This window comes from Gilliamella sp. M0364 (assembly GCF_016100565.1).
Taxonomy (GTDB): Bacteria; Pseudomonadota; Gammaproteobacteria; order Enterobacterales; family Orbaceae; genus Gilliamella; species Gilliamella apis.
Window position 1 is genome coordinate 55,908 of record NZ_JACFSF010000009.1, and the last position, 11,719, is coordinate 67,626.

General features: G+C 36.7%; 9 protein-coding genes. 5 read left to right on the forward strand and 4 right to left on the reverse strand.

The features are described from left to right. Positions 1 to 39 precede the first annotated feature (39 nt). The 3 genes from H3U96_RS09790 to H3U96_RS09800 form a co-directional block, all read right to left on the reverse strand. On the reverse strand, positions 40 to 519 hold the full coding sequence (locus H3U96_RS09790) for a hypothetical protein (RefSeq protein ID WP_198196462.1): 480 nt from the start codon (positions 517 to 519) through the stop codon (positions 40 to 42). Positions 520 to 699: 180 nt separating this feature from the next. Continuing rightward, positions 700 to 1,587 carry an SDR family oxidoreductase gene (locus H3U96_RS09795; RefSeq protein WP_086321015.1) on the reverse strand — a complete coding sequence of 296 codons (888 nt, stop codon included), beginning with the start codon at positions 1,585 to 1,587 and terminating at the stop codon, positions 700 to 702. A 419-nt stretch (positions 1,588 to 2,006) separates the two neighbouring features. Next, on the reverse strand, positions 2,007 to 2,444 hold the full coding sequence (locus tag H3U96_RS09800; protein WP_065650938.1) for a hypothetical protein: 438 nt from the start codon (positions 2,442 to 2,444) through the stop codon (positions 2,007 to 2,009). A gap of 494 nt (positions 2,445 to 2,938) precedes the next feature. On the opposite strand from H3U96_RS09800, the gene ilvG reads away from it, so the two are divergent. The 5 genes from ilvG (at position 2,939) to ilvA (ending at position 9,450) form a co-directional block, all read left to right on the forward strand. Continuing rightward, entirely contained in the window at positions 2,939 to 4,615 is a 1,677-nt protein-coding gene (gene ilvG, locus H3U96_RS09805) for an acetolactate synthase 2 catalytic subunit (RefSeq protein ID WP_086361134.1), read from the forward strand. A 3-nt stretch (positions 4,616 to 4,618) separates the two neighbouring features. Further along, positions 4,619 to 4,849, forward strand: a complete 231-nt coding sequence (gene ilvM / locus H3U96_RS09810) for an acetolactate synthase 2 small subunit (RefSeq protein ID WP_065578432.1) — start codon at positions 4,619 to 4,621, stop codon at positions 4,847 to 4,849. A 157-nt stretch (positions 4,850 to 5,006) separates the two neighbouring features. Next, the gene (locus tag H3U96_RS09815) at positions 5,007 to 5,936 is read left to right on the forward strand and encodes a branched-chain amino acid transaminase (RefSeq protein ID WP_086361135.1); all 930 of its coding nucleotides are present in this window, start codon (positions 5,007 to 5,009) and stop codon (positions 5,934 to 5,936) included. A gap of 123 nt (positions 5,937 to 6,059) precedes the next feature. Beyond that, entirely contained in the window at positions 6,060 to 7,910 is a 1,851-nt protein-coding gene (ilvD, locus tag H3U96_RS09820; RefSeq protein ID WP_065578434.1) for a dihydroxy-acid dehydratase, read from the forward strand. A 1-nt stretch (position 7,911) separates the two neighbouring features. Then, a complete protein-coding gene (ilvA, locus tag H3U96_RS09825; protein ID WP_254422573.1) occupies positions 7,912 to 9,450 on the forward strand; it encodes a threonine ammonia-lyase, biosynthetic in 1,539 nt (512 codons plus the stop codon). Between the two features lie 889 nt (positions 9,451 to 10,339). On the opposite strand, the gene H3U96_RS09830 is transcribed toward ilvA, so the two are convergent. After that, positions 10,340 to 11,719 (reverse strand): hypothetical protein (locus H3U96_RS09830; protein WP_198196464.1); only part of this gene is annotated, 1,380 nt, incomplete at its 5' end.

The window sequence follows — 11,719 nt, forward strand, 5'->3', positions numbered from 1 at the left end:
AAGCCCTGTTTTGCTAATAAAAATACTAATTATTTTTAACTATTTTGCATCACAATCAGCTGGTTTTAAGTGTATACTAAATACCATTTCATCTTTAATATAATAATTGTGAATCGCACCCTCGGGAAAAGCATTTTTAAAGTCTTTCATTTCGCTATTATCTGAACAATAAAGAGTTTTTAATGCATCAGCAGTAACTTTTTTACTTTGATCAATATCCAAATCATCTTTAGATACATCCATTACATATTTATAGTTAATTGAATTATTCTCTTTATAAAGATCAACTAGGTTAGAATATTCATTCACTTTTACTGGTAGTAAACGTTTAGCTTCACTAATATATTTATCCTGAGCTTTACTTAGATCTGGCTTAGTTGCCTGGGTATCATTTGAAACTGGTGCAGTTTTTGCTGGCTCACTATTAGTACTATTATCAGCTGGTTTAGATTTTGAATCATCACAACCAAATAGAGCAGCAGCTATAAAGATCAATGCTGAATATTTTAAACCTTTCATATAAATTCCTTATTATAAAATTAATTAATCACTTAATTAGATGAAGAAGACTATTAAATTGTAAATTATAACTATAAAAAAATACACAACTTTAATAGTAAAGAAGAAAGAAAAAATGATTTTTATACAATATATAAAAAGGGCTACAATAGCCCTTTAACATATTGTAATTATTATAAATTAATTAATATGCATACCACCAGTTACACCATATACTTCGGCGGTGGTATAGCTTGATTCTTCTGATGCTAAATGCACATACACGCCAGCTAGTTCTACCGGTTGCCCCGCACGTTTTAATGGTGTTTGTTTACCGAACTCTGGAATCACTTCACTTGGTTGACCACCACAAATTTGTAATGGTGTCCATACTGGACCTGGTGCTACACAATTAACACGAATACCTTTACTACCTAATTGCGCAGCTAAGCCACGAGTGAACGCGATAATCGCCGTTTTGGTTGAAGCATAATCCAATAAGTTACCACTTGGTTGGTAAGCTTGCACCGAAGAAGTGGTAATAATCGTCGAACCCGGTTTTAAATAACCCAATGCGGCTTTGGTTACCCAAAATAGTGAAAACACATTGATTTCAAAGGTTTTAATGATTTGTTCCGTAGTCAATTGCATAATATCTTCTACAGCTGTTTGTTTACCAGCCACTAAGGTTAGATTATCAAGCCCACCTAATTTTTTATGCGCTTCATCAACTAATTTTTTGCAAAATACCTCATCACTTAAATCGCCTGGAATCAACACTGCTTTACGCCCTACAGATTCGATAACTTTCGCTACATCTTCAGCATCTTTTTGTTCCGCCGGCAAATAGTTAATTGCTACATCAGCACCTTCTTTTGCATAAGCAATAGCTGCTGCACGACCAATCCCTGAATCACCACCAGTAACCAACATTTTTCGACCTTCTAACCGTTGATGACCTTGATAACTTTTTTCACCACAATCAGGCACTGGATCCATTTCATATTGTAAGCCAGGAGGAGTTTGTTTTTGTTTAGGAAACTTGTCATGATGATATTTGGTTGTGGGATTATAGGTTTGCTTACTCATAATTTTCTCCTAAGTTAGACATGTATTTGTAGACAAATTCAATATAACTTAAATAAAATCAATTAATAATCACAAAATCCTATTGCCAGACATATTTTATATCTTTAAAATACTTAATTAATTCAATTAATTATATTAACCGATAACACACTGTAAAAAATAATAACCATTGATAACCAAAAAAATTTGAGAATAAAGTAACAGTGACTTCCTTGAATGGCCTAGCGAGGACAGAAGAAACTTATGCTAAAACCATGACTGATGATAAATTGAACAACAAAAATAGTGTAACAAATAAATTAACATTAAGCTAGCAATGCAAGTTTAATAATAATTATTTATTAGTTGGGCAATTAGTCACAACTACTGTTAGCACTCTTTACCCATCTATATATAAGATTATTTCTAATTACTTTTACTTAACTCCCATGACAATCTGCAGGGGTTAATTCAACCACGATAATCTCTTTAGTATCAATAAAATAATGATAGTTTGCACCATCAGGAAATGCTGTTTTTAACTGCTGCATTTCTTCATTATTTTCACAATAAGCCTTAAACAAGGCTTGACGGATAGTATCAAGCGTACTTGGCAATAATAACGTATGTTCAGAGGTATTTTTAACCTCATATTGATAATTGACGATATTACGATCTTTATCTTTATCAATACCAATTAAAGTCGTTAACTCATCAATCGCAATGGGTAAAGATTTCTTGATAGGTTCAATCATTGCATTTTGTACCGCAACAAGTGATTCATCATTAACATTATCTACGGTATTTTCTTTCGCTTTCTCACAGCCAAACACTAAAACACTTACTAGTAAAAATGTAACCAATTTAAGTATTTTCATATAGGTATCTCTTAATGAGTAATAAATAATGATTAGCAATACAAGGTTAAAAAAGTTAGTTTACTTTTAAGCTCAATGATTGATATTTATACACTAACCAGCCATAAAATGCCAAACTAAAACCAAAATTAATCTTTTTTAAGAATTAAAAAAACCCCTTTCCTCAAAAATTTTTTCAAACAATAAACATACTAATTAAAACTGCTTTTAAAAAAAGCATAAAAAAGAGTTGCACTTTTTTTTAAAACGAGTATTTTGATTAAATATTTTTTCAAAAATGACAAAAGAATTACAGAAACATTATGAATTTTTCACTCATCGTCGTCCTCATTAACATTATTGTCAGCGTGGTCATTATTCCAACGCGGGGGCGTCTTTTGAGTTAAATATATGGTTACCATATTTCAAAAACCCCCGCCCCAAAAAGCGGGGGTTTTTTTATGAACAATTTTGACATTAAAAATAAATGAGCAAAAGTAACAAGTGAGGAATAAATGTTAGGAACACAGTGGATAGTAAAAACCTTAAAAGGAAAAGGCATTACCACCGTTTTTGGATATCCTGGTGGTCAAATTATGCCTCTATACGATGCACTTTATGATGGTGGAATTGAACACGTACTATGCCGTCATGAACAAGGTGCCGCAATGGCAGCCATTGGTTATGCTCGCGCTACCGGCAAAATTGGAGTTTGTATTGCAACATCAGGCCCTGGTGCAACCAATATTATTACAGGCCTTGCTGATGCATTAATTGATTCAGTACCCGTTATAGCCATTACCGGACAAGTTCCAACTACATTAATTGGCACTGATGCCTTTCAAGAAGTTGATGTTTTAGGCTTATCCTTAGCTTGCACCAAACATAGCTATTTAATTGATGATGCCACCCAGTTGCCGAATACCTTACAAGAGGCTTTCAATTTAGCCAATTCGGGCAGGCCGGGACCAATATTAATTGACATCCCAAAAGATATCCAGCTTGCCGAACATGATTACCAAACCTATTTAACACCGACAACCATAAAAACTCCTTCTGATAATGCTCAATTATATCCAATCTCATCTGACGAGATAACTCTTGCTAAACAAATGATTTGCCAAGCCGAAAAACCAATGCTTTATATTGGTGGTGGCGTTGGACTATCAAATGCAATTGCAGAAATGCGTGAATTTATGAACTTAACGCAAATACCTAGTGTATCGACATTAAAAGGACTCGGTGTTGCTGATCTTAACAATCCTTATTACTTAGGATTAATTGGTATGCATGGTGCCAAAGCAGCTAATTTAGCGGTACAAGAGTGTGATTTACTGATTGCTTTAGGCGTTAGATTTGACGATCGAGTAACAGGCAAGCTTAATGAATTTGCTAAACATGCTAAAGTCATTCATATCGATATTGATCAGTCTGAAATCAATAAATTACGCCAAAGCCATTTAGGATTGCAAGGTGATATCAAACATGTTTTACCAATGCTTCATCAAACTGTCTCTATTAAAGATTGGCACGAGAGAATTAAACAATTAAAGGCGCAACACCCTACCCGCTACGATCATCCCGGGGAAGCCATCTATGCACCGGCATTACTAAAACGTATTTCAGAAAGAAGGCCTGCCAACAGCATAATTACTACTGATGTCGGTCAACACCAAATGTGGACAGCACAACATATGAGTTTTAATCATCCACAAAACTTTATTACTTCCAGTGGATTAGGAACAATGGGCTTCGGTCTACCCGCTGCTATAGGAGCACAAATGTCCAGACCTGAAGATATGGTAATTTGTGTATCTGGTGATGGTTCTTTTATGATGAATGTACAAGAATTAACCACAATAAAACGTAAAAAATTGCCAGTAAAAATTGTGTTAATTGATAATCAACGCTTAGGTATGGTCAGACAATGGCAAGAACTGTTTTTTAATGAAAGATATAGCGAAACCAATTTATCGGATAACCCAGACTTTCTAATGTTAGCTAAAGCATTTGATATTCCGGGACAAATGATCAGCAATAAAGCGGAAATCGAACCAGCACTTGATAATCTATTTAATTCATCCGGTGCTTACTTACTGCATGTATGTATTGATGAACTAGAAAACGTATGGCCACTAGTACCACCAGGGGCAGCAAATGAAAATATGTTAGATAAAAGTAATAAGGAGTAAGTGATGAATCAATTAGCGACACATCAATTTACTATAAAGGCCAATGATAAATTAGGTTCTCTTGAACGCATTTTACGAGTTGTTCGCCACCGTGGCGGACATATACAACAGATGCAAATGCAATCAATTGATAATCATTTATTTATCTTAAATCTAACATTAACTACGGAACGATCGCTATCATCATTACAAAGCCAAATTGGCAAATTGGAAGATGTTATAGCGATTGAATAAAGCTTACAATAAACCTTATTCAAACAATAGGTTAAATAAAAAAGAGTATTTTTTATAGAAGTTAAACAAACAAAAAAGTGATGTATAATGCTTACCATTAAATGAATAAAAGCAGTATATATGCTTAACAAAAGTAAATTTAAGAGGAAAACAAAAAATGGGTACTACAGCAAAATCTGATTATATTTGGTTAAATGGCGAAATGGTTCCATGGGCAGATGCTAAAATACACGTAATGTCACATGCCCTGCATTATGGTACTTCAGTATTCGAAGGTGTCCGTTGTTATGAAACAAACAAAGGGCCAGCAATTTTTCGTCATAAAGAACATGCACAGCGCCTATTGAATTCAGCTAAAATTTATCGTTTTCCTGTTCCTTATTCACTTGAAGAGATCATGGAAGCAACCCGCCAAGTAATTAAGAAAAACAATTTAAAAAGCGCATACATTCGTCCATTAGCATTTATTGGTGATGTTGGTATGGGTGTTATTCCACCAGCAGGTTATCAAACAGATGTTATGATTGCCGCATTCCCATGGGGTGCCTACCTTGGTGAAGACGCCTTAGAACAAGGTATTGATGCCATGGTATCATCATGGAATCGTTTTGCTCCAAATACCATTCCAGCAGCAGCAAAAGCTGGTGGTAACTACTTATCATCACTACTTATCGGATCTGAAGCTCGTGCTAATGGCTTCCAAGAAGGGATTGCATTAGACGTTAACGGTCAGCTTTCTGAAGGTTCAGGTGAAAACTTATTTATCGTTAAAGACGGTATCTTATTTACCCCATTACTATCATCATCTGCACTTCCAGGGATCACTCGTGATGCCATCATTACCCTTGCTCGTGATTTAGGCATTGAAGTACGTGAACAGACTCTATCTCGTGAATCACTATATCTTGCTGACGAAGTGTTTATGACCGGTACTGCGGCCGAAATCACACCTGTACGAAGTGTTGATCGTATTCAAGTTGGTATTGGTCGTTGTGGCCCAATCACTAAACAAATCCAACAAACATTCTTCGGATTGTTCGATGGCAAAACTGAAGATAAATATGGTTGGTTAGATCTAATTAAATAAGCTTTGATAAGAACCGCCGATTAAGATTAATTTGGCGGTGTCATCATTTTACTATTTATTAAGAACTCAAAAATGTACCGATAGAAATCGGTCGCTTGCATTAGGAAAAATTGGGAGCAACAAATGCCTAAATATCGTTCGGCAACCTCAGTTGAAGGTCGCAATATGGCAGGCGCCCGCGCCTTATGGCGTGCAACAGGCGTAAAAAATGAAGACTTTGGTAAACCCATCATTGCAGTGGTTAATTCATTCACACAATTCGTACCGGGCCATGTCCACTTAAAAGATATTGGTCAACTAGTGGCAAAAGAAATTGAAGCTTGTGGAGGTATTGCCAAAGAGTTTAATACTATTGCTGTTGATGATGGTATCGCTATGGGCCATGGTGGTATGCTTTATTCATTACCATCTCGAGAACTCATTGCCGATTCAGTTGAATATATGGTTAATGCACACTGTGCTGATGCTATGATTTGTATCTCAAATTGTGACAAAATTACTCCAGGGATGTTAATGGCGTCTCTGCGCTTAAACATTCCAACTGTGTTCGTCTCTGGCGGTCCAATGGAAGCAGGTAAAACTAAACTGTCAGATCAAATCATCAAACTCGACTTAGTTGATGCTATGATCCAAAGTGCTAATCCTACTGTTAGCGATGCTGACAGCGAGGCTATTGAACAATCAGCCTGCCCGACTTGTGGATCATGCTCGGGGATGTTTACTGCTAACTCAATGAACTGTTTAACCGAAGCATTAGGCCTCTCTTTACCGGGTAATGGCTCACTGGTTGCCACTCACAAACAACGTGAACAACTTTTCTTAAATGCAGCTAAGCGCATTGTTGAAATAACCAAACAGTATTACGAACATGATGATGTAGCTTATTTACCTCGATCAATTGCAACTAAAGCTGCTTATGAAAATGCTATGTCTCTTGATATCGCCATGGGTGGCTCAACAAATACCGTATTACATTTACTTGCCACAGCACAAGAAGGTGAAATAGACTTTACCATGTCTGACATCGACAGGTTATCACGCAAAGTTCCTCATCTATGTAAAGTTGCGCCAAGTACCGCAATTTATCATATGGAAGATGTCCACCGTGCTGGTGGTGTGGTCTCCATCATGTCTGAACTGGACAAAGCCGGATTACTAAACCGTAACGTACATAACGTACTTGGTTTAAGTTTACAAGAAACCTTTGCCAAATATGATATTACGCAAACAACTGACGAAGCCGTCAAAAAAATGTATCGCAGTGGTCCGGCAGGCATTCGCACCACCAAGGCCTTCTCTCAAGATTGTTATTGGGATAGCTTAGATGATGATCGTGAAAATGGCTGTATTCGTGATAAGGCGCATGCTTATAGTCAAGATGGTGGATTAGCAACCCTTTATGGTAACGTCGCCCAAGATGGCGCTATTGTAAAAACCGCCAGTGTTGCTGCCGAAAACTTAGTCTTCCGTGGTCCGGCCAAAGTTTATGAAAGCCAAGAAGATGCTGTTGATGCAATTTTAGGTGGCAAAGTAGTGGCAGGCGATGTGGTAGTGATTGTCTACGAAGGACCAAAAGGTGGACCAGGTATGCAAGAGATGCTCTATCCGACAAGTTACTTAAAATCAATGGGGCTTGGTAAAGCCTGTGCATTAATCACTGATGGTCGTTTTTCTGGTGGTTCATCGGGGTTATCTATTGGTCACATTTCACCAGAAGCTGCTAATGGTGGGGTGATTGGTCTTGTTCGTGATGGCGATATTATCGATATCGACATCCCAAATCGTAAATTAGAGCTCATCGTACCAGAAGATGAATTAGAACGTCGCCGTGTCGCAGAACTTGCTCGTGGTGATAAAGCCTTTACTCCTCATAATCGTGACCGTTATGTCTCATATGCACTAAAAGCTTATGCTAGCTTAGCAACTAGTGCAGACAAAGGTGCGGTACGTGATAAAAGCAAATTAGGTGGTTAATGTGAATCAACAAGCTAACAAACTAACCGGCGCTGATTATTTAAAAGCTACACTATGCAGTGCAGTGTATGATGTTGCCCAAGTGACGCCACTGGAACATATGGAAAAAATCTCCTCTCGTTTAAAAAATCAAATTTTTGTTAAACGAGAGGATCGTCAATTAGTCCATAGTTTCAAAATTCGTGGCGCCCAAGCCATGATAGCCAGCTTAAGCCCTGAAGAACGTAAATGTGGTGTAGTTGCCGCATCAGCCGGTAATCATGCCCAAGGTGTTGCATTTTCAGCAACTAAATTAGGGATTAAATCGCTAATTGTCATGCCATTAAATACGGCAGATATCAAAGTCGAAGCCGTAAAAGACTTTGGTGGTGAAGTATTACTTTATGGAGCCAATTTTGACGAAGCTAAAGCCAAAGCAATGGAGCTGGCCAAGCAACAAAATCGGATTTTTATTCCACCTTTTGATCATCCACTAGTTATCGCCGGTCAAGGCAGTATTGCTATGGAACTGCTGCAACAAAATGCCAAGCTTGACCGCATTTTTGTGCCTGTCGGTGGTGGCGGACTCGCTGCTGGTATTGCCGTATTAATTAAGCAAATCATGCCATCAATAAAAGTGATTGCTGTTGAACCTGAAGATGCGGCCTGCTTGAAAGCGGCTTTAGTTGCAGGACATCCAGTCGATCTTGATCGGGTTGGTTTATTTGCTGAAGGTGTTGCAGTTAAACGAATTGGTGATGAAACATTTAGACTCTGTCAGCAATATATTGACGATATCATTACTGTTGATAGCGATGAAATCTGTGCGGCAGTTAAAGATCTATTTGATAATGTACGTGCCATTGCAGAACCATCGGGTGCAGTAGCATTAGCTGGTCTTAAAAAGTATGTCGAACAAAATAACATTTGTGGTGAAAATTTAGCCCACATTTTATCTGGAGCTAACTTAAACTTCCATAATCTACGTTATGTATCTGAACGTTGTGAATTGGGTGAAAAACGTGAAGTACTCTTAGCGGTAACTATACCTGAACAAAAGGGAAGCTTTTTAAAATTTTGCCAATTATTAGGTGGACGAGCAGTCACAGAATTCAACTACCGCTATCATGACGACAAATCAGCTCGCATATTTGTTGGCGTTAAAATTGCCAAAAGCAATGAAAAAGATGAAATCATGCAAGAACTCAGCGCAGCTGGTTATCAAGTCGTCGATCTCACTGATGACGAAATGGCCAAACTACATGTTCGTTATATGATTGGTGGTAAACCATGCCAACCTATTAACGAACAAGTTTACAGTTTTGAGTTTCCTGAATCACAAGGTGCTTTGCTTAAGTTTTTACAAACGCTAGGTACTAGCTGGAATATATCAATGTTCCATTATCGTAGTCACGGTACCGATTATGGCCGAGTGTTAGCTGCTTTTGAAATAGATAAAGCTAGCCATACAACCTTTACAAAACATTTAACCGAGTTGGATTATGGTTTTAATAATGAAACTGAAAATCCATCACTTAAATTATTCTTAACCAATGAATAATTTAACTGCCCCTAAAATAAATTAGGGGCACTTTTGCCTAAATAAATAGCACATAATTTAGTGATTAATAGTGATGATTTTAATCTGTTTTTTAACAAAAATACTATGTTAAGTGTTATTGTTAAGATATGGGTTCTTAAAAAACTGCCTCAATTTTTTAAAGCTTAAAAATAGCTTTCCTTAATTTAATCCGTCCATCTCTACATTACACATAGCTAAACGATAAAACCATGCAGATTTCATTACTTCACCAATTTACTAAAAATAAAAAGTTAAGGTAAAGGTAAAATACATAAATTATTATAATTGAAAATAATATTTAACAATTGCATTACCATTCTCATCACTTCCAACTAACTCAAATACCTGCAGCAAAGAGGATTTAGATACATTACTTGGATCGTCTGAACTCCGTTACGATAATTGAGCGACTGGACCAGTTAGAGTGACTTGAAAGCTTGTACTTGTTACTTCCAATATAGTAACAGTAATACCAACTTGGAAAACGGAAGGAGGTCATTTCAAAAAACAGTACTAACTATCTTTAAATCAAAATATACCCAATCCCCCATAGTAGAAAAGTTTTAGCCGTAAGATGATTAAATTGAAGATTGAATAATATCAATTCTCATAATTCCATATTAAAGCTGAACTAGCATCCTTATCTATACCATTAACCGATATTTATTGATTAAAATATTTACTGAAAGTCTCTATTCCTCAACAATAACTCCGCCCCAATTGGGGCGGATAGTACTCACCACAAATCTCTTTTTATCACCCACTTTGTCAGCTTGATTGAAGCGACAAATCAACCACTTTAATAGATTGAATTTAATATTCCAACATTGAAGCTTCAATCTAAAGGATAACAAATAAAAACTACGCACTAAGGTGTAACACAAGCTACATGATAAGATTGGTTACTTGAATAATCTGCTATTACGGAACCATTATAAGATAATACAGCAATTTGATAGTTATTGGCATCATTTTCGGTACTGTTATCAGCACCATTATTGGTATCACTATCAGTACCGTTATTGGTAAGTACAGCAATTTTAGGGTTATTGGTATCCGTACCATTATTGCTATCACTATCAGTACCGTTATTCGTACCACTATTGATTTTGATGTCGGTAGCCAAATAAGGTATCACACGCCCAAATTCAGCACCTCTGTAACCATGCATATAACCCCACTCAGCAAAAAAGCCGTTATCAATTGCACGCGTAAGATGATTATCTTGTGAAGGCGATGTAGTGCTGGCGATGTCAGAAACCGGTGCATTAGTTAGCTCTTGATAATTAGGAACACGGTAACCTATATTCTCACACCAAGATATATTCTTATCTTTAGGTTGAGAGGTTCCTCCACGATTAACAAACCACTGTTTTAACTGGAAACCATATTTGACGACTTCTTTATTACTTTGAGGGTCTACACCAACTAACTCAAATGTAATAGGCAATACCGGTTTATGTATAGATCCTAAACTACTTGGTTCATCTGAGTCATGTTGTATTTCTGTAGCGAATGGACCAGTTAAGGTAACACGAACACTGGTACTTGTTACATCGGTCATTGTAGCAGTGATACCATCATGAGTAACTTCCTTCCATAATAAAGCCTCATTACTACCAATGATGTTTAAATCAAAATATAAATTATTAGCGCCTGTAGTAGGAAAGTTGCGATGATAAGATGATGGGGTAGCAGTTTGAGTAATAAATCCTTTACTAATATCCCATATTGGTTTAGGACCTGCATAGTCGCCTGAACTATAAATAAGGTTTGGTGTGGCAAACAAAACTGAAGGCGCGGCCTTCGGATTAATGTAATAAGTCACATTACTAGAGTTAAAATCACTACTATTAGGTGTTCCATAACGCGTTCTTAATGTTCCGTTAGTACTAGTTAATGTTAACTTATATGGCGCTTTAGTTCCCATTAATACTTCATTACGCGCAACAGTTTCATTATTTTTATCTACGATAGATATCCTTAGATCACCAGTTACTGTAACATCATCATCCCCATCATCATCCCCCCAATAATTATAAGGTGAACCAATAAGTGCATTTAATCCAATTAAATCAGTATCAATTGGTACGGCCATATCGATATCAGCAAAACTTTCACCAATTTTAGGTAATTCAATAGGGTCATTTGAGTTATATGTTGTTGGTGTAAATTTTGTCCCATCAGATAGTGAAATCCACAGTAGATCGTCGATATTTGTAACACGAGTAAGATCGCCGTCAAAGGT

Excerpts from the sequence above, each read along its gene's own strand:
- H3U96_RS09815 (WP_086361135.1), top strand. The coding sequence starts at position 5,007 with ATGGGTACTACAGCAAAATCTGATTATATTTGGTTAAATGGCGAAATG.
- H3U96_RS09790 (WP_198196462.1), bottom strand. The coding sequence starts at position 519 with ATGAAAGGTTTAAAATATTCAGCATTGATCTTTATAGCTGCTGCTCTA.
- ilvG (WP_086361134.1), top strand. The coding sequence starts at position 2,939 with ATGTTAGGAACACAGTGGATAGTAAAAACCTTAAAAGGAAAAGGCATT.
- ilvD (WP_065578434.1), top strand. The coding sequence starts at position 6,060 with ATGCCTAAATATCGTTCGGCAACCTCAGTTGAAGGTCGCAATATGGCA.
- H3U96_RS09795 (WP_086321015.1), bottom strand. The coding sequence starts at position 1,587 with ATGAGTAAGCAAACCTATAATCCCACAACCAAATATCATCATGACAAG.
- ilvM (WP_065578432.1), top strand. The coding sequence starts at position 4,619 with ATGAATCAATTAGCGACACATCAATTTACTATAAAGGCCAATGATAAA.
- H3U96_RS09800 (WP_065650938.1), bottom strand. The coding sequence starts at position 2,444 with ATGAAAATACTTAAATTGGTTACATTTTTACTAGTAAGTGTTTTAGTG.